This window comes from Enterobacter soli ATCC BAA-2102 (assembly GCF_001654845.1).
GTDB lineage: Bacteria > Pseudomonadota > Gammaproteobacteria > Enterobacterales > Enterobacteriaceae > Enterobacter > Enterobacter soli.
The window spans coordinates 100,635-124,919 of sequence record NZ_LXES01000002.1 but is presented as its reverse complement, the minus strand read 5'-3'; the positions used below and the strand labels follow the sequence as shown (position 1 = coordinate 124,919).

Sequence of the window (24,285 nt, the reverse complement as noted above, 5' to 3'; positions counted from 1 at the left end):
TCGGGCAAACGCAGTGCTGCCCGGCAAAACAGGCAAACGAGGTTTTTATGTCCGTACTCGATCTAAACGCCCTTAATGAACTGCCAAAAGTCGAACGCATTCTGGCACTGGCAGAAACCAACGCACAACTGGAAAAGCTGGACGCCGAAGGGCGTGTGGCGTGGGCGCTGGAAAATCTGCCGGGTGACTATGTGCTCTCGTCGAGCTTTGGTATTCAGGCCGCGGTCAGCCTGCATCTGGTTAATCAGATCCGCCCGGACATACCGGTGATCCTCACCGATACCGGCTACCTGTTCCCGGAAACCTACCAGTTTATCGATGAGCTGACGGACAAGCTCAAGCTGAACCTGAAGGTGTATCGCGCTGAGCAGAGCGCGGCCTGGCAGGAGGCGCGCTACGGCAAACTGTGGGAGCAGGGCGTTGAAGGCATTGAGAAATACAATGAAATCAACAAAGTCGAGCCGATGAACCGTGCGCTGAAAGATCTGAATGCACAGACCTGGTTTGCCGGTTTACGCCGCGAGCAGTCTGGTAGCCGTGCCACGTTGCCAGTGCTGGCGGTTCAGCGCGGTGTATTCAAAGTGCTGCCGATTATCGACTGGGACAACCGTACGGTTTATCAGTATCTGCAAAAACACGGGCTGAAATACCATCCGCTGTGGGACCAGGGTTATCTGTCGGTGGGCGATACCCACACCACGCGTAAATGGGAACCGGGAATGGCGGAAGAAGAGACGCGATTCTTTGGGCTGAAGCGCGAGTGCGGATTGCACGAAGGGTGATTCCCCTCACCCTAACCCTCTCCCCATAGGGGAGAGGGGATTGCACGGAACCGTCTTTTCACCCTCGCCCCTTTGGGGAGAGGGCAGAGGTGAGGGGAAAATAACACACTACGCTTTCCCCGCTTTCGCGAGTTCCTTCACCAGCGGCAGCATCACTTTCACCACATCACGACTGCGGTGTTCAATACGCTGCGGTAGCGCGCTATCAATGTGCTGCTGATTATCAAGCCTCACATCATGCCAGCTTGTTCCGTTCGGGAAGGCTTTAGATTTGGCTCTCTGCTGATAACCATCTTTTTTGCCCAGCCCCCAGTTCGTCGCTTCCACGTACAGTACCGGAATGCCGGCTTTATCGAACACTTCACCGTCGTTACAACAACCCGTTCCGCGTGGATAACCCGGGTTCCCGCCAGGATTACTGGTGGCATAAACGCCCTGGCTGCGGGCAATTGCCAGCGCCCGGTCGCGGGTTAATTTGCGCACGCTGCCTGGCGTACTCTGTCCGCTATTAAAATAGAGTTTGTCGCCGACGATAAGGTTATCGAGGTTAATCACCAGCAAGGTGTTTTTCTTCTCTTCAGGGCTCATGCGCTTAAGGATATTCTCAGCACCGAGTTTCCCTTCTTCTTCACCGCTGGTCGCGATAAAGCGAATCCCGTATTTCGTCGGGATATTCTTCAGATGTTCGGCCAGTTCGAGCATCACGCCCAGACCCGCTGCGTTATCGTCTATTCCCTGAAGCGTCAGGCCGCCGAGGTTATTGTCGGTATCGGCATCGCTCATCGGGGCGAAGGTATCCAGGTGCGCCATAATAATGATTTGCTGGGCGCTCTTGCCTTCATGTGCTGCAATGACCGTACTGCCGGTCACGTTATGCCAGTTTTTGCTGTTGTTGCGCGAGGTATAGATGTACCGGCTGTGAAAAGCCCGGATATCGCTCTGGTATCCCATCCCGGCAAACTGCTGGCGGATGTAGTCGGCGGAGAGCATCTCGGCTGGCGTGCCGGTCATACGGCCAGGAAAGACAGTCGCAATATGCCGCGCCTGCGTACTGGCAATTTCGCCGTACGGTGGATTTTTTGCCTGGGCGGGGAGGATAAAGCAAACGCCGAGCGCCAGGGCAGCAATACGGTGGCGCGTTGCGGAAAACATAGTGAGTCCTTAAAAACAGAGCAAAATTTTAACTGGCTTAGTATGAAACTGTGACCCGGTATACACAATTTGAATTGCTCTTAAATGCCCGAAATTTCGTGTGTTAAGCACTTTTTGATATTTGCTTTTTCATGGCGTTATTCCATTGAGTAACTACTCATTCCAATTCGTAATTTCATTCGATCTAAACCGCCCCCTATAGTCCCACTATTCCTGGTTGTTAGTGAGTTGGTGCTTGTGGACTATCTGCCCTTATTTGCTGCCATAAAAGACAGACCTGTGCTGGTGGTTGGTACGGGTGAGATTGCCGAGCGCAAAATTGCGTTTCTGCATCGCGCGGGGGCGCAGGTGCGGGTAGTCGCAGAAGCGGATTTTGACGAATCACAAATCGACAGCGTCGTGCTGGTGATTGCGGCGACCGAAAATCGCGAGCTGAACCGGCGGATCTCCGACGCCGCTCAGGCGCGTTACCGTCTGGTGAACGTAGTGGACGATCAGCCTTTATGCTCGTTTATTTTCCCGTCTATCGTTGACCGCTCACCGCTGCTGGTGGCTATCTCCTCTGGCGGTACGGCTCCGGTTCTGGCGCGCGTGCTGCGGGAAAAAATCGAAGCGCTGCTGCCCACAAGCCTCGGGCGTATGGCCGAGAAAGCCAGTTACTGGCGCAACCATCTGAAAACGCGTCTGACCAGCGTGGCCGAGCGTCGTCGCTTTTGGGAACGCGTCTTTCGTGGCCGTTTTGCCAGCCTGATGCACGCTGGTAATGAAGCCGCCGCGCAGCAGATTCTGGAAGATGAACTGGATAATCCCGGCAGCGGAACCGGTGAAATTATTCTGGTCGGCGCAGGGCCGGGTGATGCCGGGCTGTTAACCCTGCGTGGCCTACAGGTGCTCCAGGATGCGGATGTCGTCTTTTACGACCACCTGGTGAGCGACGGCGTGCGCGAACTGATCCGCCGTGATGCCGAACAAATCTGCGTGGGTAAACGCGCCGGTGAACACTCCGTGCCTCAGCACGATACCAATCAGATGCTGATTACAGCCGCCAGAGAAGGTAAAACCGTGGTGCGCCTGAAAGGTGGCGATCCGTTCATCTTTGGCCGCGGCGGGGAAGAGCTTCAGGCCGCTGCCGAGGCGGGCGTACCTTTCCAGGTCGTGCCAGGTATTACGGCTGCTTCAGCGGTGACAGCCTATGCCGGTATCCCGCTGACCCACCGTGATTACGCTCAGAGCGTGACCTTTGTGACCGGCCACTACAAGGCCGACAGCACACCGTTTGACTGGTCGCATCTGGCCGAGAGCCGACAAACGCTGGCCATTTATATGGGCACGATGAAAGCAGCGGAAATCAGCGAACAGCTTATTCAGCATGGTCGCGATGCGACAACGCCAGTGGCCGTGATCTCTCGCGGGACGCGCGTCGACCAGCATGTTGCCACCGGCACATTACAAGACCTTGTACACCTTGCGAAAGACGCCCCTATGCCCGCCCTGATTGTGGTGGGGGAAGTGGTGCAGCTGCACAGCACGCTCGCCTGGTTTCAACACACAACCGACACAGAAGGCTTCGGTGCTTCTGTTATAAATTTGGCTTAAGGAACGGTTATGGACCAAAAACGACTGACTCACCTGCGGCAACTCGAAGCGGAGAGTATTCATATCATCCGCGAGGTAGCTGCCGAATTCTCTAACCCGGTGATGATGTACTCCATCGGTAAAGATTCCAGCGTGATGCTGCATCTGGCGCGTAAAGCGTTTTATCCGGGCACGCTTCCGTTCCCGCTGCTGCACGTGGATACCGGCTGGAAATTCCGCGAAATGTACGAATTCCGCGACCGTACCGCAAAAGCCTACGGCTGTGAGCTGCTGGTGCATAAAAACCCGGAAGGGGTGGCGATGGGCATTAACCCGTTTGTCCACGGCAGCGCCAAACACACCGATATCATGAAAACCGAAGGGCTGAAGCAGGCGCTGAACAAATACGGTTTTGACGCGGCCTTCGGCGGCGCGCGCCGTGACGAAGAAAAATCCCGTGCCAAAGAGCGTATCTACTCTTTCCGCGACCGCTTCCACCGTTGGGACCCCAAAAACCAGCGCCCGGAGCTGTGGCACAACTACAACGGCCAGATCAACAAAGGCGAAAGTATTCGCGTGTTCCCGCTCTCTAACTGGACCGAGCTGGATATCTGGCAGTACATCTATCTGGAAAATATCGAGATTGTTCCTCTGTACCTGGCCGCTGAACGCCCGGTGCTGGAGCGTGACGGGATGCTGATGATGATCGATGACGATCGCATTGATTTGCAGCCTGGCGAAGTGATCAAAAAACAGATGGTGCGTTTCCGTACCCTCGGCTGCTGGCCGCTGACCGGCGCGGTGGAATCTAACGCTCAGACGCTGCCGGAGATCATCGAGGAGATGCTGGTGTCCACCACCAGCGAGCGACAGGGCCGCGTGATTGATCGCGACCAGGCAGGCTCCATGGAGCTGAAGAAACGTCAGGGTTATTTCTAAGGAGCCGCCATGAATACCACTATTGCTCAACAAATTGCTGATGAAGGTGGCGTTGAAGCCTACCTGCACGCGCAACAGCACAAAAGCCTGCTGCGCTTTCTGACCTGCGGCAGTGTCGATGACGGGAAAAGTACCCTGATTGGCCGCCTGCTGCACGACACGCGCCAGATTTACGAAGACCAGCTCTCTTCTCTGCACAACGACAGCAAACGTCACGGCACGCAGGGTGAAAAACTGGATCTGGCATTGCTGGTGGATGGCTTACAGGCAGAGCGCGAGCAAGGCATTACCATTGATGTCGCTTATCGTTACTTCTCTACCGAAAAGCGCAAATTTATCATCGCCGACACCCCGGGACATGAGCAGTACACGCGTAATATGGCCACCGGCGCATCGACCTGTGAGCTGGCGATCCTGCTGATCGACGCGCGTAAAGGCGTGCTGGATCAAACCCGTCGTCACAGCTTTATCTCCACTCTGCTGGGGATCAAACACCTGGTGGTGGCGATCAATAAAATGGATCTGGTGAATTTCAGCGAAGAGAAATTCGACGAGATCCGCCAAAGCTACCTGACCTTTGCTGAACAGCTGCCGGGCAACCTGGATATTCGCTTTGTGCCGCTCTCTGCGCTGGAAGGCGATAACGTGGCTTCCCAGAGTGCGAACATGCCGTGGTACAGCGGCCCGACGCTGCTGGAAGTGCTGGAAACCGTTCAAATTCAACGTGTGGTCGATACCCAGCCAATGCGTTTCCCGGTGCAGTACGTTAACCGTCCGAACCTCGATTTCCGCGGTTTTTCCGGCACGATTGCCTCTGGCAGTGTGAAAGTCGGGCAACGTGTGAAAGCGCTTCCTTCAGGCGTGGAGTCTTCCATTGCGCGTATCGTGACCTTCGATGGCGATCTGCCTGAAGCAGGCGCTGGCGAAGCGGTGACTCTGGTGCTGAAAGACGAAATTGATATCAGCCGCGGTGACCTGCTGGTGGATGCCCATGAAACGCTGGCGGCTGTGCAGGGCGCAGCCGTGGACGTGGTATGGATGGCCGAGCAGCCGCTGAAAGCCGGCCAAAGCTACGACATCAAAATCGCGGGCAAGAAAACCCGTGCCCGCGTGGACGGGATTCAGTTCCAGGTGGATATCAACAACCTGACGCAGCGTGAAGTGGCAGAGCTGCCGCTGAACGGCATCGGCCTGGTGGATCTCACCTTTGACGAGCCGCTGGTGCTGGATCAATACCAGCAGAACCCGGTGACCGGTGGGCTTATCTTTATCGACCGTCTCTCTAACGTCACCGTGGGAGCAGGGATGGTGCGTGAGCCAAATGATAAGGCCACGGTAACCTCCGAATTTAGCGAATTTGAGCTGGAGCTGAATGCACTGGTGCGTAAGCACTTCCCGCACTGGGGCGCGCGCGATCTGCTGGGAGGCAAGTAATGGCAGCGCATGATGAGAACGTCGTCTGGCATCCTCATCCGGTGACGGTCGCTCAGCGTGAACAACTCCACGGTCATCGTGGGGTTGTGCTGTGGTTTACCGGGCTGTCTGGCTCGGGGAAATCCACGGTTGCGGGAGCGCTGGAAGAGGCGTTACATCAGCAGGGGGTGAGTACTTACCTGCTGGACGGTGACAACGTGCGCCACGGCCTGTGCAGCGATTTAGGGTTCAGCGATGAAGATCGTAAAGAGAATATCCGTCGGGTCGGAGAAGTGGCGAGCCTGATGGCCGATGCCGGGCTGGTGGTGCTGACCGCGTTTATCTCGCCTCATCGTGCCGAGCGCCAGATGGTGCGCGAGCGCGTGGGTCACGATCGCTTTATCGAGGTGTTTGTTGATACCCCGCTGGAAATCTGCGAAACACGCGATCCAAAAGGACTCTACAAAAAAGCCCGGGCGGGTGAGCTGCGAAACTTCACCGGAATTGACTCTGTATACGAAGCGCCTGAATCCCCAGAGATTCACCTGGAAGGTCAACAATTGGTAACAAATTTAGTGAGCCAATTATTAGACCTGCTCAGACGGGACGATATTATCAGATCCTGAGACGGTATCGTTCGGGAGCTGTCTTCCCGAACGATGAGTCATGGTCACAGGATTAGCTATGCGCAACAGTGAAAACTTCATTATCACCACCGGGTCGGAGCCGTTATCGACCGACGACGAGACGACCTGGTCATTTCCTGGGGCCATAGTCGGCTTCGTCGCGTGGTTGCTGGCGCTGGGTATCCCTTTTCTTATCTACGGCGGTAACACGCTGTTCTTCTTTCTCTACACCTGGCCTTTCTTCCTTGCGCTGATGCCCGTTGCTGTCGTGGTCGGCATTGCGCTTCATTCGCTACTCAATGGCAAACTCTTATATAGTGCTATCGTCACGATTGTGACGGTGGTCTTGATGTTTGGTCTGTTATTTTTGTGGCTCATGGGCTAACTTCAGCCATAATTCAAACCGTAACCAACTGTGTGACGATATTGTGCAGGGCGATTCTGCGGAAAAAATGTGGTACATTTGCCCGCGATGTTGCGGCATCTCTGTAACCCCGGCGAAGAGTCCCGGGGAAAGTTATGGGATGATGATGCCGTTTTTCAGGGGGCAGGATGGGTAAACTAACGCTGCTGTTGCTGGCTTTGCTGGTCTGGCTGCAATATTCGCTGTGGTTCGGTAAGAACGGCCTACACGACTATAGCCGGGTGAGCGATGATGTCGCGGCTCAGCAGGCAACAAACGCCAAACTTAAGGCGCGAAACGATCAACTCTTTGCTGAAATTGATGACCTCAATGGCGGGCAAGAGGCGATTGAGGAACGCGCACGCAATGAACTCAGCATGACTAAGCCGGGCGAAACGTTTTATCGTCTGGTACCGGATGCGTCTAAACGCAATCAGGGCTCAGCACAAAACAATCGATAATCAGGCCCAGGATTACGACATGGCAGTTACTTTTTCGGACGTATGCGCCGTGGTGCCAGCCGCAGGTTTCGGCCGGCGTATGCAGACAGAATGTCCAAAGCAATACCTCTCAATTGGCGATAAAACGATCCTTGAGCACTCCGTGGCGGCGCTGCTGGCGCATCCACGGGTGACGCGCGTCGTTATCGCCATCAGCCCCGGCGATGCTCGTTTTGCTGAACTGCCGCTGGCGAATCACCCGCAAATTACCGTTGTTGATGGCGGCGCAGAGCGCGCCGACTCTGTGCTGGCGGGCATTCAGGCTGCCGCAGGCGCGCAGTGGGTGTTGGTGCATGACGCCGCGCGCCCATGCCTGCATCAGGACGACCTTGCACGCCTGCTGGCGCTGAGCGAAACAAGTACGGTAGGCGGTATTCTGGCCGCGCCGGTGCGCGACACCATGAAACGTGCTGAACCGGGCAAACAGGCTATCGCCCATACCGTTGAGCGCGTTGATTTGTGGCACGCGCTGACGCCGCAGTTTTTCCCCCGCGAGTTACTCCACGATTGCTTAACGCGTGCGCTTAAAGAAGGTGCGATCATCACTGATGAAGCCTCGGCGCTGGAGTATTGCGGTTTTCACCCAACGCTTGTTGAAGGACGTGCTGATAATATAAAAGTGACACGTCCTGAAGATTTACAGCTCGCGGAATTTTATCTTACCCGTTCGACCCATCAGGAGAAGGCATAATGCGAATTGGACACGGTTTTGATGTACACGCCTTTGGCGGAGAAGGCCCAATTATCATTGGCGGCGTACGTATTCCTTATGAAAAAGGGCTGCTGGCGCATTCTGATGGCGACGTGGCGCTGCACGCATTAACCGATGCGCTACTGGGCGCTGCCGCGCTGGGCGATATCGGCAAACTGTTCCCGGACACCGACCCTGCGTTCAAAGGGGCTGACAGCCGAGCGCTGCTGCGCGAAGCCTGGCGCCGTATCCAGGCCAAAGGCTACAGCCTTTGCAACGTCGATGTGACGATTATCGCTCAGGCGCCCAAAATGCTGCCGCACATCCCGCAGATGCGCGTATTCATTGCCGAAGATCTGGGCTGCCATATGGATGACGTTAACGTTAAAGCCACCACCACCGAAAAACTCGGCTTTACCGGCCGCGGTGAAGGTATCGCCTGTGAGGCCGTGGCGCTTCTGGTGAAGGCGGCAAAATGACAGACTTCGACAACCTGACGTACCTGTACGGCAAACCTCAGGGTAGCGGCGTGCTGAAAGCCAGCCCGGAAGATTTTGTCGTCGTCGAGGATTTAGGTTTTGCACCGGATGGGGAAGGCGAGCACATCCTGGTTCGCATCCTGAAAAACGGCTGCAATACCCGCTTTGTGGCGGATGCGCTGGCTAAATTTTTGAAAATCCACGCCCGTGAAGTGAGCTTTGCCGGCCAAAAAGATAAACACGCAGTCACCGAACAATGGCTCTGCGCGCGCGTGCCGGGCAACGGGATGCCGGATTTAAGCAAATTTGAGCTTGAAGGCTGTAAAGTGCTGGAATATGCCCGTCACAAGCGCAAACTGCGTCTGGGGGCGCTGAAAGGTAACGACTTCACGCTGGTACTGCGTGAGGTCACGAACCGCGACGACGTTGAAAAACGGCTGAATGCCATTAGCGAGCAGGGCGTGCCGAACTACTTTGGTGCGCAGCGTTTCGGTATCGGTGGCAGTAACCTTCAGGGCGCGCTGCGCTGGGCGCAAAGCGATGCCCCGGTTCGTGACAGGAATAAACGCAGTTTTTGGTTGTCGGCAGCCCGAAGCGCGTTGTTTAATCAGATTGTGAGCGAAAGACTGAAAAAACCGGACGCGAATCAAGTTGTTGTCGGCGATGCGCTACAATTAGCGGGACGCGGGAGCTGGTTTGTGGCAACGGCCGAAGAAATGGCCGATGTGCAGTCGCGCGTGGAGGCCAAATCCCTGATGATTACTGCTGCATTGCCCGGCACGGGCGAGTGGGGAACTCAGGGAGAAGCGCTGGTTGCTGAGCAGTCCGCCGTGGCGGATGCGCCAGAATTACAATCATTGCTGGTGCGGGAAAAAGTCGAAGCAGCACGCCGCGCGATGCTGCTCTACCCGCAACAGCTGAGCTGGAACTGGTGGGATGACGTAACCGTCGAGTTACGCTTCTGGCTGCCGGCAGGTAGCTTTGCCACCAGTGTTGTCAGGGAACTTATCAACACGTCGGGTGACTATGCGAATATTGCTGAGTAACGATGATGGGATCCACGCCCCAGGCATTCAGACGCTGGCGAAAGCCCTGCGTGAATTTGCCGATGTGCAGGTTGTGGCGCCCGATCGTAACCGCAGTGGGGCGTCTAACTCATTGACGCTGGAGTCGTCGCTTCGTACCTTTACCTTTGAAAATGGCGACATTTCTGTCCAGATGGGCACGCCGACGGACTGCGTGTTTTTGGGCGTGAATGCGCTTATGCGCCCGCGCCCGGATATCGTCGTATCCGGTATCAATGCTGGCCCGAATCTGGGTGATGACGTTATCTATTCCGGCACGGTTGCTGCCGCAATGGAGGGCCGCCATCTGGGATTTCCTGCACTGGCGGTCTCGTTAAACGGCCACAAGCATTACGACACGGCAGCGGCAGTCACCTGTTCCATTTTGCGCGCGCTCAACCGTGAACCGTTGCGTACGGGCCGTATTCTCAATATCAACGTTCCTGACCTGCCTCTGGATGAAATCAAAGGTATTCGCGTAACCCGTTGCGGGAGCCGCCATCCGGCCGATCAGGTGATCCCGCAGCAGGATCCGCGTGGTAATACGCTTTACTGGATTGGCCCGCCAGGCGAAAAACACGATGCCGGGCCGGATACCGATTTCGCCGCGGTGGATGAAGGGTACGTTTCGGTTACGCCATTGCACGTAGATTTAACCGCTTATAACGCGCATGATGTGGTGTCGGGCTGGTTGGATCGCGTTGGAGTGAACACGCAATGGTAAGCAAACGTGTACAAACTCTTCTGGAACAATTACGCGCTCAGGGGATCGCTGACGAGCATGTGCTGGATGCGCTCGCCCAGGTTCCGCGTGAGAAATTTGTAGACGAGGCGTTTGAACACAAAGCGTGGGAAAATGTGGCGCTGCCTATCGGGCAGGGCCAGACTATTTCGCAGCCCTACATGGTGGCGCGCATGACGGAATTACTGGAGCTGACGCCAGAATCCCGCGTGCTGGAGATTGGCACCGGGTCGGGTTATCAAACCGCGATCCTGGCGCATCTGGTTCACCATGTCTGTTCGGTCGAGCGAATTAAAGGTTTACAGTGGCAGGCGCGTCGTCGCCTGAAACAACTTGATTTACATAATGTTTCGACACGTCATGGTGATGGCTGGCAGGGTTGGCAGGCTCGCGCCCCGTTTGACGCCATTATCGTGACGGCAGCGCCGCCTGAGATCCCGGCAGCACTCTTATCGCAGCTGGATGAAGGCGGCATTCTTGTCCTGCCCGTGGGTGATGAACAACAGCTTCTGAAGCGTGTTCGTCGGCGTGGCGGCGAGTTTATTATCGATACTGTGGAAGCCGTGCGCTTTGTGCCTCTTGTGAAGGGAGAACTGGCCTGAGACTCAGAATTATCCAGGGTTATTAAGGCAAATTCAGCGTATGGTGTGGCGCAAAAGGTTCGTGCCATCACGGTTATTTTTAAGTCACTGGTAGTTAACACATTCCTGGGGGATAAATGAGCGCGGGAAGCCCAAAATTCACCATCAGCCGTGTTGCGGCATTATCGCTGGTTTCGCTATGGCTGGCAGGCTGTTCAAGTTCTGGTAATGCACCTGCGCCGGTCAGCTCCGTAGGCGGGAACAGCAGCTCGGGTAGTACGTCCGGCGGAATGTTGATTACCCCTCCACCTAAAATGGGCACATCAACGGTTCAACAGACGCCGCAAATTCAGCCCGTTCAGCGCCCGGTTTCGCAGCCGACACAGATTCAGCCTGTGGAACAACCGGTGCAGACCGAAAATGGCCGCATCGTGTATAACCGAAAATACGGGAATATTCCGAAAGGCAGCTATACCGGTGGCAGCACCTACACCGTGAAACGCGGCGATACGTTGTTCTATATTGCCTGGATCACCGGGAACGATTTCCGTGACCTGGCGCAGCGCAATAACGTACAGGCGCCGTATGGTCTGGAAGTGGGGCAAACGCTCCAGGTCGGCAACGCGACAGGTACGCCACTCACGCCTGGCAACACGGTTTCAGCGGCCGACGTGACTGCGCAAAACAACAGTGTGAAGCCTGCACAAAAATCCAGCACAGTGGTTGCTTCGCAACCAGTAATTACGTATTCTGAGGATTCAGGTGATCAGAGTGCTAACAAAATGTTGCCGAATAATAAAGGGACTGCGACGACTGTCACAGCACCGGTTACGGCACCTGTGGTTAGCTCTACCGAACCGACTGCCAGCAGTACGTCCACCAGTTCGCCAATCTCTGCATGGCGCTGGCCAACTGACGGCAAGGTTATCGAGAACTTCTCTTCTACCGAAGGTGGGAATAAAGGGATCGATATCGCAGGGAGTAAGGGACTGGCTATCATCGCGACCGCAGACGGGCGCGTTGTGTATGCCGGTAACGCTCTGCGCGGTTACGGTAATCTTATTATCATAAAACATAACGATGATTACCTGAGTGCCTACGCCCATAACGATACAATGCTGGTCCGGGAACAACAAGAAGTTAAGGCGGGGCAAAAAATAGCTACTATGGGTAGCACCGGTACCAGTTCTACACGCTTGCATTTTGAAATTCGTTACAAGGGGAAATCCGTAAACCCGCTGCAATATTTACCGCAGCGATAATTTGACGGGACATTCCAGCCAGAGTGTCTCGTTCAGGGATCACGGGTAGGAGCCACCTTATGAGTCAGAATACGCTGAAAGTTCATGATTTAAATGAAGATGCGGAATTTGATGAGAACGGAGCAGAGGCTTTTGACGAAAAAGCCTTAGTAGAAGAGGAACCCAGTGATAACGATTTAGCTGAAGAAGAGCTGCTATCGCAGGGTGCCACACAGCGTGTACTGGACGCGACTCAGCTTTACCTTGGGGAGATCGGTTACTCCCCCACTGTTAACGGCCGAAGAAGAAGTCTATTTCGCACGTCGTGCTTTGCGTGGTGATGTAGCCTCACGCCGTCGCATGATTGAAAGTAACTTGCGTCTGGTCGTGAAGATTGCCCGTCGTTATGGCAATCGTGGTCTGGCTTTGCTGGACCTGATTGAAGAGGGCAACTTAGGGCTTATCCGCGCAGTAGAGAAGTTTGACCCGGAACGCGGGTTCCGCTTCTCCACCTACGCGACCTGGTGGATTCGTCAGACCATCGAACGGGCTATTATGAACCAGACCCGTACGATCCGCCTGCCGATTCACATCGTCAAAGAGTTGAACGTCTATCTGCGTACCGCGCGCGAGTTGTCCCATAAACTGGACCACGAGCCAAGTGCGGAAGAGATTGCCGAGCAACTGGATAAACCGGTTGATGACGTGAGCCGTATGCTGCGTCTCAACGAGCGCATTACCTCAGTTGACACCCCGTTGGGTGGCGACTCCGAAAAAGCGCTGCTGGACATCCTGGCCGATGAAAAAGACAACGGCCCGGAAGACACCACGCAGGACGATGACATGAAACAGAGCATCGTCAAATGGCTGTTCGAACTGAACGCCAAACAGCGTGAAGTGCTGGCACGTCGTTTCGGTTTACTGGGGTATGAAGCTGCGACACTGGAAGACGTCGGCCGTGAAATTGGCCTGACCCGTGAACGTGTTCGTCAGATTCAGGTTGAAGGTCTGCGTCGCCTGCGGGAAATCCTGCAAGGGCAAGGACTGAACATCGAAGCGCTGTTCCGCGAATAAGCAACCTTTCGTCAAAAAAGGCCCGTCGTGAGACGGGCCTTTTTCTTTTGCGCTATGGCTGCGCGGTTTCGTGTAACAGGCGCCACACGATCCGATCGCCATCCTGATTAAGCAGCGCGGTTGACCAGCGCACGTTGACGGGCAGGTCCGGGCGCGTCTGGGTTTCACGGTAGTGAAGCACCGCCCCGTTGTCCCAGGTTTGCAGCGTGGTTAACTCATCAATGACGATTTTCAGACCCGGACGGCTTCCACCCAGGCTTTCAAAGAAACTTGCCAGCGCCGCGTAATCAAAGTGCGCGCCGCTTGGGGCAATCATCATAAAGTCCTGGCGGAAGCGGGAGAGCAGTGCGGCAAAATCCCCTTCACCCCGGCCAAACCAGTCCTCTATGGCGACATGCGCATCGATAATTTCGCTTTCGTAATGTGTCATGCTTATTCCTTCATCATCTTGTGGATCAACGCGGCGAACAGCTGGCGTTCGTTATCGGTTAAGCGTCCTAAGAATGCCTCATCAACGCGATTGCCCACGGGTTTGCTGCTTTCAAGCAGGGCTTCACCTTCTGGCGTCAAAAAGACGAAACGACGGCGCTTGTCCGCAGGATCGTGCTCGCGTTTCACCAGCCCGCGCGTTTCCATGCGGCTCAGCATTTCTGCGAGTGTGGCTTTAGTGCTGACTGCAACTTCGGTCAGGGCCACCTGCTCGATACCCGGGTTTTCGGCCACAGAGCGCATCACCGCATACTGTGGCTTAGTGAGCTCCGGTAATGCTTGCTGCCATTGGGCAGTATGCTGTTGAAAAAGCTGACGTAACAGGTGGAACGCTTCTTGTCTCAGTTCCATGAACTCTCCGGCATAAAAATGACGTCTCTATAATATCCGTTATCTCCGGAGAATTTAACGCGGCCATTTTTAACATTTTGTGTGATCGTGTGCGAACGATCTTGTCAGGTTAAGGATCCGGGCGTAGTTTACATAATATGTTCGTATGCGAACGAAATGGCGAGGTTAAGCATGAAATTGATTGTTGGGATGACAGGGGCGACTGGCGCACCGCTCGGCGTGGCGCTGCTTCAGGCGCTGCGCGATATGCCAGAAGTGGAGACGCATCTGGTGATGTCGAAGTGGGCAAAAACAACCATTGAGCTGGAAACGCCGTATTCCGCTCAGGATATTGCTGCGCTCGCAGATGTTGTCCACAGCCCGGCCGACCAGGCCGCGACTATCTCGTCCGGCTCATTTCGCACCGACGGCATGATTGTTATTCCATGCAGCATGAAGACCCTTGCCGGTATTCGCGCAGGTTACGCCGAAGGGCTGGTGGGCCGTGCTGCTGATGTGGTGATGAAAGAGGGACGCAAGCTGGTGCTGGTTCCGCGTGAAACCCCGCTCAGCACGATCCATCTGGAGAACATGCTCGCACTTTCCCGTATGGGCGTGGCAATGGTGCCGCCCATGCCCGCGTATTACAACCACCCGCAAACCGCCGATGACATTACCCAGCATATTGTGACGCGTGTGCTTGACCAGTTTGGTCTGGAGCACAAAAAAGCGCGCCGCTGGAACGGGTTGCAGGAGGCCAGACATTTTTCACAGGAGAACAAAGATGGCATTTGATGATTTGAGAAGCTTCCTCCAGGCGCTCGATGAGCAAGGGCAGCTGTTGAAAATTGAGGAAGAGGTCAACGCTGAACCCGATCTGGCGGCAGCGGCCAACGCCACCGGGCGTATTGGCGACGGCGCACCTGCACTGTGGTTTGACAATATTCGCGGTTTTACCGACGCCTGCGTGGTGATGAACACCATCGGCTCCTGGCAAAACCATGCGATTTCAATGGGGCTGCCAGCAAATACGCCGGTGAAGAGCCAGATAGACGAATTTATTCGCCGCTGGGATAAATTCCCCGTTGCACCTGAGCGCCGCGCTAACCCGGCGTGGGCCGAAAATACGGTGGATAGCGAGGATATTAACCTGTTCGATATTCTGCCGCTGTTTCGCCTGAACGACGGCGACGGTGGTTTTTATCTTGATAAAGCCTGCGTGGTATCACGCGATCCGCTTGACCCGGACCATTTCGGTAAGCAGAACGTCGGGATCTACCGTATGGAGGTCAAGGGCAAGCGCAAACTGGGCCTGCAACCTGTTCCTATGCACGATATCGCTCTGCATCTGCATAAAGCGGAAGAGCGCGGGGAGGATCTGCCGATTGCGATCACGTTGGGCAACGATCCGATTATTACCCTGATGGGGGCAACGCCGCTGAAATACGACCAGTCGGAATACGAAATGGCAGGCGCGCTTCGTGAAAGCCCGTATCCCATCGCGACCGCACCGCTGACCGGGTTCGACGTGCCGTGGGGCTCGGAAGTTATCCTCGAAGGGGTGATTGAGGGGCGAAAACGCGAAATCGAGGGGCCATTCGGTGAATTTACCGGCCACTATTCCGGTGGCCGTAATATGACCGTCGTACGTATTGATAAAGTCTCTTATCGCACTAAACCCATTTTTGAATCGCTCTATCTCGGGATGCCGTGGACGGAAATTGACTACCTGATGGGCCCGGCAACCTGCGTGCCGCTCTACCAGCAGCTTAAAGCTGAATTCCCGGAAGTGCAGGCGGTGAATGCCATGTACACCCACGGTCTGCTGGCGATTATCTCCACCAAAAAGCGTTACGGCGGCTTTGCCCGTGCCGTGGGGTTACGTGCCATGACCACGCCACACGGCCTGGGTTACGTGAAGATGGTGATTATGGTGGATGAGGACGTCGATCCGTTTAATCTGCCGCAAGTGATGTGGGCGCTGTCATCGAAAGTTAACCCTGCGGGGGACCTGGTGCAGTTGCCAAACATGTCGGTGCTTGAACTTGACCCTGGCTCCAGCCCGGCAGGGATCACCGACAAGCTGATCATCGATGCCACCACGCCTGTCGCACCGGACAACCGTGGCCACTATAGCCAGCCGGTACAAGATTTACCTGAAACCAAAGCCTGGGCTGAAAAACTGACCGCGATGCTCGCAGCTCGCCAATAAGGAGGAAAACATGATTTGTCCACGTTGTGCCGATGAGCATATTGAAGTGATGGCGACATCCCCGGTGAAGGATGTCTGGACTGTCTACCAGTGCCAGCATTGTCTGTATACCTGGCGTGATACTGAACCGCTACGCCGTACCAGCCGTGAGCACTATCCGGAAGCGTTTCGAATGACACAGAAGGATATTGATGACGCACCGCAGGTGCCGACCATTCCGCCGCTGCTGTAAAAAAAGCCCGGTGGCGCTGCGCTTACCGGGCATACGGGTTTTGTAGGCCGGGTAAGGCGAAGCCGCCACCCGGCAAAACAGACCGCAGAGAACTAAACCAGACTCTTCAACCGATAAATCCACTCCAGCGCCTGACGCGGCGTCAGAGAATCCGGGTCGAGATTTTCCAGTGCTTCCATAGCGGGTGACGTCTCTTCCGCAGGCATTAGCAGTGACATCTGCGTACCGTCAACCTGCGTCGCCGCAGCGTTGGGTGATAAGCTCTCCAGTTCACGCAGTTTCTGACGTGCACGTTTGATGACCTCTTTCGGCACACCAGCCAGCGCCGCAACGGCCAGACCATAGCTCTTGCTGGCTGCGCCATCCTGCACGGTGTGCATAAAGGCGATGGTATCACCGTGCTCCAGCGCATCGAGGTGGACGTTTGCCACGCCTTCCATTTTTTCTGGCAGTTGAGTCAGTTCAAAGTAGTGGGTCGCAAACAGCGTCATCGCCTTGATTTTGTTCGCCAGGTTTTCAGCACACGCCCACGCCAGTGACAGGCCGTCATAGGTTGAGGTACCTCGTCCTACTTCATCCATCAACACCAGGCTGTGTTCCGTTGCGTTATGCAGGATGTTGGCCGTTTCGGTCATCTCCACCATAAAGGTTGAGCGCCCGCTTGCCAGATCGTCCGCGGCACCCACACGGGTAAATATGCGGTCAATCGGGCCAATCTCTACTTTTTGCGCCGGAACGTAGCTGCCGATATGGGCCAGAAGCGCAATCAGCGCAGTCTGGCGCATATAAGTACTTTTACCGCCCATGTTCGGGCCAGTAATGATCAGCATTCTCCGCTGCGGTGACAGGCTCAGTGGGTTGGCGATGAATGGCTCGTTCAGCACCTGTTCCACCACCGGGTGACGCCCTTCGGTAATGCGAATGCCGGGTTTGTCGGTAAAGGTCGGGCAGGTGTAGTTAAGCGTATCGGCACGTTCTGCCAGGTTCACCAGCACATCCAGTTCTGCCAGCGCGCCAGCACTTAATTGCAGGTCGGCAAGGTGCGGCATCAGCATGTCGAACAGCTCGTCATACAGCTGTTTTTCCAGTGCCAGCGCTTTGCCTTTCGAGGTGAGAACTTTGTCCTCATACTCTTTCAGTTCAGGGATGATGTAGCGCTCGGCATTTTTCAGCGTCTGGCGGCGCACGTAGTGGATAGGTGCCATATGGCTCTGGCCACGGCTGATCTGAATATAGTATCCGTGAACCGCGTTATAGCCCACTTTCAGGGTGTCGAGGCCCAAACGCTCACGCTCGCGGATTTCCAGTTTATCAAGGTAATCCGTTGCGCCGTCTGCCAGCGCGCGCCATTCGTCCAGCTCTTCGTTGTAGCCCGGGGCGATAACACCGCCATCGCGCACCAGTACCGGTGGCGCGTCAATGATGGCGCGTTCGAGCAGTTCACGGAGTTCTGTAAACTCGCCCATGGTTTCCCGCAGCTTTTGCACCGGCGTGCTGTTCACTTCTGCAAGCTGAGCGCGCAGCTCAGGCAGTTGCTGGAAGGCGTGACGCATTCGCGCCAAATCACGCGGGCGCGCTGTGCGCAAGGCCAGACGCGCCAGAATACGTTCCAGATCGCCAATCTGGCGCAGCACCGGCTGTAATTCGCTAAAGCGGTCCTGCAAGGCGGCGATGGTTTGCTGGCGGCCGATCAGCGTTTCCGTATTGCGGATTGGCATGTGCAGCCAGCGCTTGAGCATTCGGCTGCCCATCGGGGTCACCGTGCTGTCGAGCACCGAAGCAAGGGTGTTTTCCACGCCACCCGCCAGATTCTGGGTGATCTCCAGGTTACGGCGCGTCGCGGCATCCATAATGATGCTGTCCTGTTGACGCTCCATGGTGATTGAGCGGATATGCGGCAGGGCAGTACGCTGGGTATCTTTCACATATTGCAGCAGGCAACCCGCAGCGCACAGGCCGCGCGGCGCGTTTTCAACGCCAAAACCGATCAGGTCACGCGTACCAAATTGCAGGTTTAGCTGCTGACGGGCGGTATCAATTTCGAATTCCCATAAAGGACGACGGCGTAATCCACGACGACCTTCAATCAGCGATGTTTCCGCAAAATCTTCAGCATAAAGCAGCTCCGCCGGGTTTGTGCGCTGCAATTCGGCCGCCATCGTTTCGCGATCTGCCGGTTCGCTCAGGCGAAAACGCCCGGAGCTGATATCCAGCGTGGCGTAGCCAAAACCTTTGCCGTCCTGCCAGAGGGCGGCCAGCAGGTTATCCTGGCGCTCCTGCAACAGCGCTTCATCACTGATGGTCCCGGGCGTGACGATGCGCACGACTTTACGCTCTACCGGACCTTTTGAGGTGGCCGGGTCGCCAATCTGTTCGCAAATGGCGACGGATTCGCCCTGGTTCACCAGCTTCGCCAGGTAGTTTTCAACCGCGTGATGCGGAATACCCGCCATCGGGATAGGTTCACCTGCCGATGCGCCACGCTTGGTCAGGGAGATGTCGAGCAGCTGCGATGCGCGTTTCGCATCGTCATAAAAAAGCTCGTAAAAATCGCCCATACGATAAAAAAGCAGGATTTCCGGATGCTGAGCTTTAAGCTTCAGGTACTGCTGCATCATCGGTGTATGTGCGTCGAAATTGTCGATTGTGGTCATGGAGTTATGATATCCATTTCTTTGATAATATTGAGCTTTGAGCGGCTCATTGGCCGTTAGTTCCCTCTATTGTCGCATGAAAAAATGGCGTGGCGCAGAAAAATGTCGCGTGTTTACGAGACGCCTTCCGCCATTAACTCAATGACGATTTTTCCATGTTCAACGCCCACTCTTACCTGAGAGTTTGTGGTAAATCCGGCTTTTTCCAGCCAGTCCCCTTTCAGGCTCAGCGCTGCGTGGACGCTATAGCGGGTCGGGATTTTTGTTTTACGGTCTTCGTGACGCTTTCTGAAGTAACCGACCTTTAAGTGGCGATAGGGTTTGGTGATAGCGATCTCTTGCATACGCGCTCCGGTAGTTAAGCACAACGTGACGATGATATTTACTGTATAAAATACCAGTAAATATTGCGGCGGGCAGGCGTAAAACTGGAAGGCGTCTTCAGCAAATGGAATGCAACGGCTGAAATCGGGAGCATAAAAGGGTATTATAAATGCACGTTATTGTTGGGTGATCCGCCATGTCTGGAAAACGCATCGCACGAGAAAAAGAGACGATCGCTAAAATGATCGCGCTGTATGAAAACAAGTGCCCACAGGCTTTGAAAGAAGAGGGGCATTATCAGGCGCTTAATGCTTATGCAGATAAACGCCTGGATAAATGTGTCTTCGGTGAGGAGAAGCCCGCCTGCAAGCAGTGCCCTGTCCACTGCTACCAGCCGGCAAAACGTGAAGAGATGAAGCAGGTGATGCGTTGGGCCGGGCCGCGAATGCTCTGGCGACACCCCATCCTGACTATCCGCCATCTGATTGACGATCGTCGCCCGGTTCCTGAATTACCGGAAAAATACCGGCCGAAAAAACAGTAAGCCTAAGCCCGGGAAGCCAGTGCCGCACGCATCGGGCGGCAGATAAACACCAGGGCCACTGCGCTGCATAAAGGGAAAAACGCCAGCTGTAACCACGGGAAAACGGCCTGTGGTGACGGCGTTAGCGCGTGATCGAGTTGACTGCCGAACAGTAAATTCCCCGCCAGCACCGCACAGCCCCCGGCGGTGGAGAGTGCACCGTAGTGCGCGCCAAGCGTGGACTCTTTCGCAAACCACGGGATGAGATCTTTCGCGGACGGCACCAGCAGCATTTGCCCGCACGTCAGTAGCGTCACAAAGCACCCCGCAGGCAGAAGTCTCAGCCAGCCTTCCGGCGGTGGGTAGGCGGCAAACAGGGCTACGCTCGTAAACGATGCCGACAGCAGCAGAAATCCCGCCGGTAAGACTCTGACAGCTCCCACCTGACGGGCGAAACGGGCAAGCGGTAACTGAAAGAAGATGATCAGCACCGAAGCCAGCATAAAGAGCGGGCCAAGATCTTTCTCACTACCGCCAGCACGCTCTATTTCCACCGGCAGCGCCAGATAAAGCTGGTTGTAACTCAACAGCCACGAACTGTAGGCGATGATAAAAGCGACAAATCGCGGCTGGCGAAACGTGCTCCACCATGGGTGGATCTCCAGCGTCTGCTTACTGCGCTGTGCAGGAGGAAGGCAAAAAAACAGCACAATCAGCGCAACCACAAAGACGCCCGCGCCCGCCAGAGCAACCTGGCGAAAGCCAAGCCCGGTAAGCAGGGCACCCGCCACCGGGCCGAGTACAGCACCCAGTTCACCGCATACGGCAAACAACGCAAACCACTCCGCGCGGCTGCGCTTGCCCTTTGCTTCACTTTGCGTTCCCGCTTTTGCCAGCAGCGCTTCAATGGACGGAGAGAAAAGCGCGCCACCGATACCCGTCAGACACGCCCCCAGAATGATGGGCCACAGGGACTGCCCAAACGCCAGCAGAAGATACCCCGCGATGCGGACAAGGCAGCCGCAGAGGATAATCACCCGGGCGCCAAACCGGTCTGAAAGCGCGCCCCCGACGATAAACATGCCCTGCTGCGAGAACGTGCGCAGCCCCAGAACCAGCCCGATAAGCCCGCCGGAGAGCATCAAATCGTCACGCAGGAAAATCGCCAGAAAGGGGACAACCGCGTAAAAGCCAATATTAAAAACAAACTGGCTGCCCAGTAACACGGGCGGCCAGAGCGTTGTCGCAGGGCGTAAAGAAAACAGGGACATGCGTATTACCCGGCGTTAAACAATGAAGTGGATATGCTTTTTGCCATGGTACGCAGAGATCTCAATTTTGGTTTTGACCCGGAACACTTCCCAGAGCAGCTCTTCGCTCAGGATCTCCTGCGGTGTCCCGGTGGCGATGATTTGCCCTTTTTGCATCACAATCAGCGAATCACAAAACATCGCTGCGTGGTTGAGGTCGTGAATCGCCACAATGCTGGTTACCGGCAGCTCGCTTATCAGATGCATCAGCTGGATCTGGTGATGAATATCCAGGTGGTTGGTCGGTTCATCCAGCAGGATTTCGGTGGGCGATTGCGCCAGGGCACGGGCGATATGCACGCGCTGGCGCTCCCCGCCGGATAAGCTCAGCCAGCCTTGTTCGCTGCGATCGAGCATATCTACACGTTGCAGGGCGGAAATAACGGTTTCATCATCCTGCGCGCTCCAGTTGGAGAAGGGCGAATGGTGCGGGATGCGCCCCAGCTTCACCACATCACGCACCCGCATGTTGGCATCGGTCATGCCATGCTGTTCAACGAATGCCACGCGGCGGGCAAGCTGCTTTTTGGGCATCCGGGCGATGTTCTGCCCGTCAAGCTTCACACAACCGGCATTCGGGCGACGCAGCCCCGCCAGCACACGTAAAAGTGACGATTTACCACAGCCGTTAGGGCCAAGCAGCCCAACGGTTTCCCCGCGCGCGATGTTCAGCGAGACATCGTTGACGATGACTTTATTGCCTACCTTCCAGGTAATATTTTCAGCGGTGATACTCATCACTTATTCCTTGAACGGTAGATGATAACGGCGAAGAAAGGCACGCCAACCAGCGCGGTGACAACGCCTACAGGCAGGCTTTGCGGCGCAATCAGTAAACGCGATGCAATATCTGCCAACACCATCAGAATGGCACCTGCCAGCGCGCTGGCGATAAGCAAAATGCGATGTAACGGCCCAAAGAAGAAGCGCATCACATGCGGCACAACCAGCCCGACAAAGCCGATGGAGCCTGCCATGCTGACAATGGTGGCGGTGATGAGTGCGGTGGTGGTGAACAGGATCAGACGTACCCAGGGCACGGCAATGCCCAGCGACGCGGCGGCGTCATCGCCAAAGGTAAAGGCATCCAGCGCGCGGGAGTAGTAAAGGCAAACCGCCAGCCCGGCCAGAACGACCACCAGTGCCAGCTGAAACTCAGGCCATCTCACGCCACTGAAACTGCCCAGTAGCCAGAACATCACGTCGCGAGCCTGCTGCGCGCTTGCAGAGGTGCTGATGGTGTAGGCGGTAATGGCGTTGAAAAGTTGAGACGCCGCAACCCCCGCCAGAATGGTGCGTTCGTTGCCGCCGCGTGCGCCATTCGTCAGGAACGCCACGAAGACAAAGGCGGCAAACGCCCCGGCAAATGCGCCCGCCGAGAGGGAAACCGCGCCGGTGCCGATACCTAATACCACCACCGATACAGCGCCCGTTGAGGCCCCCGCAGATACACCCAGTACGTAAGGCTCAGCCAGCGCGTTCTTCAACAGGCTTTGCAGCACCGCCCCGCAAATTGCGAGGCCCGCGCCGCAGCACGCCGCCACCAGCGCACGACTCAGGCGAAAATCCCAAATCACGCTTTCATAAATGCGGTTAAGCGGGACTGCGGTCAGCCCCATTTTATTGCTGATGGCGTAAAAGACGTTTTGCAGTGGAATAGAAAGCTCACCCACGCTGACGCCAACGGCGATCACCAGGAACAACAGCACGATGGAAAGCAAACACGAGGTCGTCAGGATGAATCCCTGTCGCGCCTGTTGAACAACTGCGGTCATCAGTTAAGCCCCAGTTTTCTGAGCTGCTCGCCCACCTGTTCAGCACCATAGAGGGTACGAATGGTCGGGTTCATCGCCTGGCCGTCCATCACGACGATATGACCTTTTTTAACGGCATCCATCTGGCTGACGGCAGGATCGCTTTTCAGGAATTTGATTTTTTCCTCTGCGTTATCGAGCGCCCAGCGGTTGCGGTCCAGACTGGAAACGACAATGACATCCGGGTTAGCGGCGATAACGCTTTCCCAGCTCACCGTTGGCCACTCTGTTTCGGAGGTAATGGCATTATGCCCACCCAGAACGTTGGCAATAAAACCGGATGCACTGTTTTTACCGCCTACGTAGGCATCAGCAGAAGGTGAGGCGCTGGAGAACCAGAAAACAAACGAAAGATCTTTTTTATTCTTGCCAAACTCAGCGCGCAAATCGTTTTCACGTTTTTTAAAGTCGGCAATTAATGCTTCACCGCGAGGCTGCACATTAAAAATGGTGGCGAAATCTTCAATCTCTTTATAGAGATAGGTCATATCCCACAGCTTCTGACGGCTGCCGTACATATCACCTGCGGCTTTTTTGGTGGCACACATGCCTGGGGATAAATAGCTATTCACCCCCACGGTGGCCAGGTCTTCGCGTTTTGCGACTTTACTTTCTGGCCCCAGCAGCAGCGGCAGCTGTGCAGGAACGAAATCAGGGTTCTGGGCGAGGATGGATTCAAGGGTAGGGATTTCTACCGTCAGCGTTTTAATTTTTGCATTTTGTTCAGCCAGCGCCGGTAACACTTTTGTCGGCCAGAATGCGCTGGCGGTGACATTATTTTGCAGGCCTAACAGTAAGAGGATCTCGACGGTGTTTTGCCCCAGGGCAACAACGCGCTCGGGCGCTTTGGTGAATGTTTCTTTATATCCGCAGTTTTCAATAGTGAGAGGATATGTTGTTGCCAGAGCAGAACCGACCGATGCGAACGCCATTCCCAGTGCGCAGATGACCTTTTTCATGAAACGCTACCCTTCATTAAAATTATTATTGATGACCCTGGTATGAATTTTTAATGCAAATGAAACTCATTATTAAGGCTGAGTTTTATACAGTGTAATATATTTAGTGTCAATAATTCACATTAACGCATTGTTATTATTGAATTTTTAATGAGGTAGCGAAAATGCCGTGCGGT

Annotated in this window: 27 protein-coding genes and 1 pseudogene; 18 read left to right on the top strand and 10 right to left on the bottom strand. The window is 55.3% G+C overall.

Annotated elements, in window-relative coordinates; translation table 11 throughout:
* The first annotated feature begins 47 nt into the window (after positions 1-47).
* Positions 48-782: a phosphoadenosine phosphosulfate reductase gene (gene cysH, locus M987_RS00865; RefSeq protein ID WP_014071555.1), complete on the top strand. Its 735-nt coding sequence runs from the start codon at positions 48-50 to the stop codon at positions 780-782.
* A gap of 108 nt (positions 783-890) precedes the next feature.
* Here cysH and M987_RS00860 read toward each other — a convergent pair whose 3' ends face one another.
* Positions 891-1,934, bottom strand: a complete 1,044-nt coding sequence (locus tag M987_RS00860) for an aminopeptidase (protein ID WP_014071554.1) — start codon at positions 1,932-1,934, stop codon at positions 891-893.
* A 246-nt stretch (positions 1,935-2,180) separates the two neighbouring features.
* Here M987_RS00860 and cysG point away from each other — a divergent pair, with 246 nt between their 5' ends.
* The 11 genes from cysG to M987_RS00805 all read left to right on the top strand — a co-directional run bounded on the left by cysG (position 2,181) and on the right by M987_RS00805 (position 10,968).
* Entirely contained in the window at positions 2,181-3,530 is a 1,350-nt protein-coding gene (gene cysG, locus M987_RS00855; protein ID WP_162271211.1) for a siroheme synthase CysG, read from the top strand.
* 9 nt (positions 3,531-3,539) lie between these two features.
* Complete coding sequence (gene cysD, locus M987_RS00850) at positions 3,540-4,448, top strand: sulfate adenylyltransferase subunit CysD (protein ID WP_008499613.1); 909 nt, start codon at positions 3,540-3,542, stop codon at positions 4,446-4,448.
* Between the two features lie 9 nt (positions 4,449-4,457).
* Entirely contained in the window at positions 4,458-5,882 is a 1,425-nt protein-coding gene (gene cysN, locus M987_RS00845) for a sulfate adenylyltransferase subunit CysN (RefSeq protein ID WP_014071552.1), read from the top strand.
* Positions 5,882-6,487 carry an adenylyl-sulfate kinase gene (gene cysC / locus M987_RS00840; protein WP_014071551.1) on the top strand — a complete coding sequence of 202 codons (606 nt, stop codon included), beginning with the start codon at positions 5,882-5,884 and terminating at the stop codon, positions 6,485-6,487. Before cysN ends, cysC begins: the two co-directional genes overlap by 1 nt.
* 58 nt (positions 6,488-6,545) lie before the next feature.
* Positions 6,546-6,872, top strand: a complete 327-nt coding sequence (locus M987_RS00835; RefSeq protein WP_014071550.1) for a DUF3561 family protein — start codon at positions 6,546-6,548, stop codon at positions 6,870-6,872.
* 167 nt (positions 6,873-7,039) lie between these two features.
* Positions 7,040-7,351, top strand: a complete 312-nt coding sequence (ftsB, locus tag M987_RS00830; protein ID WP_003862095.1) for a cell division protein FtsB — start codon at positions 7,040-7,042, stop codon at positions 7,349-7,351.
* 19 nt (positions 7,352-7,370) lie between these two features.
* Positions 7,371-8,081, top strand: a complete 711-nt coding sequence (gene ispD, locus M987_RS00825) for a 2-C-methyl-D-erythritol 4-phosphate cytidylyltransferase (protein ID WP_014071549.1) — start codon at positions 7,371-7,373, stop codon at positions 8,079-8,081.
* Positions 8,081-8,560, top strand: a complete 480-nt coding sequence (gene ispF / locus M987_RS00820; RefSeq protein WP_014071548.1) for a 2-C-methyl-D-erythritol 2,4-cyclodiphosphate synthase — start codon at positions 8,081-8,083, stop codon at positions 8,558-8,560. Before ispD ends, ispF begins: the two co-directional genes overlap by 1 nt.
* On the top strand, positions 8,557-9,606 hold the full coding sequence (gene truD / locus M987_RS00815; protein WP_014071547.1) for a tRNA pseudouridine(13) synthase TruD: 1,050 nt from the start codon (positions 8,557-8,559) through the stop codon (positions 9,604-9,606). The genes ispF and truD overlap by 4 nt, the downstream gene beginning before the upstream one ends.
* Positions 9,587-10,348 carry a 5'/3'-nucleotidase SurE gene (gene surE / locus M987_RS00810; RefSeq protein WP_014071546.1) on the top strand — a complete coding sequence of 254 codons (762 nt, stop codon included), beginning with the start codon at positions 9,587-9,589 and terminating at the stop codon, positions 10,346-10,348. Before truD ends, surE begins: the two co-directional genes overlap by 20 nt.
* Positions 10,342-10,968, top strand: coding sequence for a protein-L-isoaspartate(D-aspartate) O-methyltransferase (locus tag M987_RS00805; RefSeq protein ID WP_014071545.1), 627 nt, complete (start codon positions 10,342-10,344; stop codon positions 10,966-10,968). Before surE ends, M987_RS00805 begins: the two co-directional genes overlap by 7 nt.
* Before the next feature lie 94 nt (positions 10,969-11,062).
* Here the strand turns inward: M987_RS00805 and M987_RS25195 are convergent, their stop codons facing one another.
* Entirely contained in the window at positions 11,063-11,194 is a 132-nt protein-coding gene (locus M987_RS25195) for a peptidase (protein ID WP_306674094.1), read from the bottom strand.
* Here M987_RS25195 and nlpD point away from each other — a divergent pair.
* Together nlpD and rpoS are read left to right on the top strand one after the other, a co-directional pair.
* Positions 11,136-12,209 (top strand): murein hydrolase activator NlpD, encoded by a 1,074-nt coding sequence (nlpD, locus tag M987_RS00800; protein WP_342626524.1) that lies wholly within the window; start codon positions 11,136-11,138, stop codon positions 12,207-12,209. The two genes, M987_RS25195 and nlpD, sit on opposite strands and share 59 nt — an antisense overlap.
* A gap of 59 nt (positions 12,210-12,268) precedes the next feature.
* A pseudogene (gene rpoS / locus M987_RS00795) lies at positions 12,269-13,262 on the top strand (RNA polymerase sigma factor RpoS).
* 52 nt (positions 13,263-13,314) lie between these two features.
* On the opposite strand, the gene M987_RS00790 reads toward rpoS, so the two are convergent.
* Together M987_RS00790 and M987_RS00785 are read right to left on the bottom strand one after the other, a co-directional pair.
* Entirely contained in the window at positions 13,315-13,692 is a 378-nt protein-coding gene (locus M987_RS00790) for a DUF4440 domain-containing protein (RefSeq protein WP_014071543.1), read from the bottom strand.
* A 2-nt stretch (positions 13,693-13,694) separates the two neighbouring features.
* Entirely contained in the window at positions 13,695-14,102 is a 408-nt protein-coding gene (locus tag M987_RS00785) for a MarR family winged helix-turn-helix transcriptional regulator (RefSeq protein ID WP_014071542.1), read from the bottom strand.
* A gap of 171 nt (positions 14,103-14,273) precedes the next feature.
* Here M987_RS00785 and M987_RS00780 point away from each other — a divergent pair, with 171 nt between their 5' ends.
* Genes M987_RS00780 through M987_RS00770 form a run of 3 tightly spaced genes read left to right on the top strand, consistent with a single transcriptional unit; the run spans position 14,274 to position 16,525 of the window.
* Complete coding sequence (locus tag M987_RS00780) at positions 14,274-14,876, top strand: non-oxidative hydroxyarylic acid decarboxylases subunit B (protein WP_014071541.1); 603 nt, start codon at positions 14,274-14,276, stop codon at positions 14,874-14,876.
* The gene (locus M987_RS00775) at positions 14,866-16,293 is read left to right on the top strand and encodes a non-oxidative hydroxyarylic acid decarboxylases subunit C (protein WP_014071540.1); all 1,428 of its coding nucleotides are present in this window, start codon (positions 14,866-14,868) and stop codon (positions 16,291-16,293) included. The genes M987_RS00780 and M987_RS00775 overlap by 11 nt, the downstream gene beginning before the upstream one ends.
* Before the next feature lie 10 nt (positions 16,294-16,303).
* A complete protein-coding gene (locus M987_RS00770; protein WP_014071539.1) occupies positions 16,304-16,525 on the top strand; it encodes a non-oxidative hydroxyarylic acid decarboxylases subunit D in 222 nt (73 codons plus the stop codon).
* Between the two features lie 92 nt (positions 16,526-16,617).
* Here the strand turns inward: M987_RS00770 and mutS are convergent, their stop codons facing one another.
* Positions 16,618-19,179 carry a DNA mismatch repair protein MutS gene (gene mutS, locus M987_RS00765; protein WP_014071538.1) on the bottom strand — a complete coding sequence of 854 codons (2,562 nt, stop codon included), beginning with the start codon at positions 19,177-19,179 and terminating at the stop codon, positions 16,618-16,620.
* 113 nt (positions 19,180-19,292) lie between these two features.
* Positions 19,293-19,523 (bottom strand): SymE family type I addiction module toxin, encoded by a 231-nt coding sequence (locus tag M987_RS00760; protein ID WP_014071537.1) that lies wholly within the window; start codon positions 19,521-19,523, stop codon positions 19,293-19,295.
* A 176-nt stretch (positions 19,524-19,699) separates the two neighbouring features.
* On the opposite strand from M987_RS00760, the gene M987_RS00755 reads away from it, so the two are divergent.
* Positions 19,700-20,047: a nitrous oxide-stimulated promoter family protein gene (locus tag M987_RS00755; RefSeq protein ID WP_041162115.1), complete on the top strand. Its 348-nt coding sequence runs from the start codon at positions 19,700-19,702 to the stop codon at positions 20,045-20,047.
* Positions 20,048-20,049: 2 nt separating this feature from the next.
* Here the strand turns inward: M987_RS00755 and M987_RS00750 are convergent, their stop codons facing one another.
* Genes M987_RS00750 through eitA form a run of 4 tightly spaced genes read right to left on the bottom strand, consistent with a single transcriptional unit; the run spans position 20,050 to position 24,109 of the window.
* Positions 20,050-21,297, bottom strand: a complete 1,248-nt coding sequence (locus tag M987_RS00750; protein ID WP_014071535.1) for an MDR family MFS transporter — start codon at positions 21,295-21,297, stop codon at positions 20,050-20,052.
* A 15-nt stretch (positions 21,298-21,312) separates the two neighbouring features.
* A complete protein-coding gene (eitC, locus tag M987_RS00745; protein ID WP_014071534.1) occupies positions 21,313-22,074 on the bottom strand; it encodes a siderophore ABC transporter ATP-binding protein EitC in 762 nt (253 codons plus the stop codon).
* Complete coding sequence (locus M987_RS00740) at positions 22,074-23,111, bottom strand: FecCD family ABC transporter permease (RefSeq protein ID WP_014071533.1); 1,038 nt, start codon at positions 23,109-23,111, stop codon at positions 22,074-22,076. Before M987_RS00740 ends, eitC begins: the two co-directional genes overlap by 1 nt.
* Entirely contained in the window at positions 23,111-24,109 is a 999-nt protein-coding gene (gene eitA, locus M987_RS00735) for a siderophore ABC transporter substrate-binding protein EitA (protein ID WP_014071532.1), read from the bottom strand. The genes M987_RS00740 and eitA overlap by 1 nt, the downstream gene beginning before the upstream one ends.
* Positions 24,110-24,285: the final 176 nt, after the last annotated feature.

What these genes read in the sequence shown, in the direction of transcription:
- ispD (WP_014071549.1), top strand. Translation starts at nt 7,371, where the DNA reads ATGGCAGTTACTTTTTCGGACGTATGCGCCGTGGTGCCAGCCGCAGGT.
- M987_RS00755 (WP_041162115.1), top strand. Translation starts at nt 19,700, where the DNA reads ATGTCTGGAAAACGCATCGCACGAGAAAAAGAGACGATCGCTAAAATG.
- mutS (WP_014071538.1), bottom strand. Translation starts at nt 19,179, where the DNA reads ATGACCACAATCGACAATTTCGACGCACATACACCGATGATGCAGCAG.
- cysD (WP_008499613.1), top strand. Translation starts at nt 3,540, where the DNA reads ATGGACCAAAAACGACTGACTCACCTGCGGCAACTCGAAGCGGAGAGT.
- M987_RS00790 (WP_014071543.1), bottom strand. Translation starts at nt 13,692, where the DNA reads ATGACACATTACGAAAGCGAAATTATCGATGCGCATGTCGCCATAGAG.
- cysN (WP_014071552.1), top strand. Translation starts at nt 4,458, where the DNA reads ATGAATACCACTATTGCTCAACAAATTGCTGATGAAGGTGGCGTTGAA.
- M987_RS00740 (WP_014071533.1), bottom strand. Translation starts at nt 23,111, where the DNA reads ATGACCGCAGTTGTTCAACAGGCGCGACAGGGATTCATCCTGACGACC.
- surE (WP_014071546.1), top strand. Translation starts at nt 9,587, where the DNA reads ATGCGAATATTGCTGAGTAACGATGATGGGATCCACGCCCCAGGCATT.
- M987_RS00750 (WP_014071535.1), bottom strand. Translation starts at nt 21,297, where the DNA reads ATGTCCCTGTTTTCTTTACGCCCTGCGACAACGCTCTGGCCGCCCGTG.
- ftsB (WP_003862095.1), top strand. Translation starts at nt 7,040, where the DNA reads ATGGGTAAACTAACGCTGCTGTTGCTGGCTTTGCTGGTCTGGCTGCAA.
- eitA (WP_014071532.1), bottom strand. Translation starts at nt 24,109, where the DNA reads ATGAAAAAGGTCATCTGCGCACTGGGAATGGCGTTCGCATCGGTCGGT.
- M987_RS00775 (WP_014071540.1), top strand. Translation starts at nt 14,866, where the DNA reads ATGGCATTTGATGATTTGAGAAGCTTCCTCCAGGCGCTCGATGAGCAA.
- M987_RS00770 (WP_014071539.1), top strand. Translation starts at nt 16,304, where the DNA reads ATGATTTGTCCACGTTGTGCCGATGAGCATATTGAAGTGATGGCGACA.
- M987_RS00785 (WP_014071542.1), bottom strand. Translation starts at nt 14,102, where the DNA reads ATGGAACTGAGACAAGAAGCGTTCCACCTGTTACGTCAGCTTTTTCAA.
- M987_RS00805 (WP_014071545.1), top strand. Translation starts at nt 10,342, where the DNA reads ATGGTAAGCAAACGTGTACAAACTCTTCTGGAACAATTACGCGCTCAG.
- cysC (WP_014071551.1), top strand. Translation starts at nt 5,882, where the DNA reads ATGGCAGCGCATGATGAGAACGTCGTCTGGCATCCTCATCCGGTGACG.
- ispF (WP_014071548.1), top strand. Translation starts at nt 8,081, where the DNA reads ATGCGAATTGGACACGGTTTTGATGTACACGCCTTTGGCGGAGAAGGC.
- eitC (WP_014071534.1), bottom strand. Translation starts at nt 22,074, where the DNA reads ATGAGTATCACCGCTGAAAATATTACCTGGAAGGTAGGCAATAAAGTC.
- M987_RS00835 (WP_014071550.1), top strand. Translation starts at nt 6,546, where the DNA reads ATGCGCAACAGTGAAAACTTCATTATCACCACCGGGTCGGAGCCGTTA.
- truD (WP_014071547.1), top strand. Translation starts at nt 8,557, where the DNA reads ATGACAGACTTCGACAACCTGACGTACCTGTACGGCAAACCTCAGGGT.
- M987_RS00760 (WP_014071537.1), bottom strand. Translation starts at nt 19,523, where the DNA reads ATGCAAGAGATCGCTATCACCAAACCCTATCGCCACTTAAAGGTCGGT.
- M987_RS00780 (WP_014071541.1), top strand. Translation starts at nt 14,274, where the DNA reads ATGAAATTGATTGTTGGGATGACAGGGGCGACTGGCGCACCGCTCGGC.
- M987_RS00860 (WP_014071554.1), bottom strand. Translation starts at nt 1,934, where the DNA reads ATGTTTTCCGCAACGCGCCACCGTATTGCTGCCCTGGCGCTCGGCGTT.
- cysH (WP_014071555.1), top strand. Translation starts at nt 48, where the DNA reads ATGTCCGTACTCGATCTAAACGCCCTTAATGAACTGCCAAAAGTCGAA.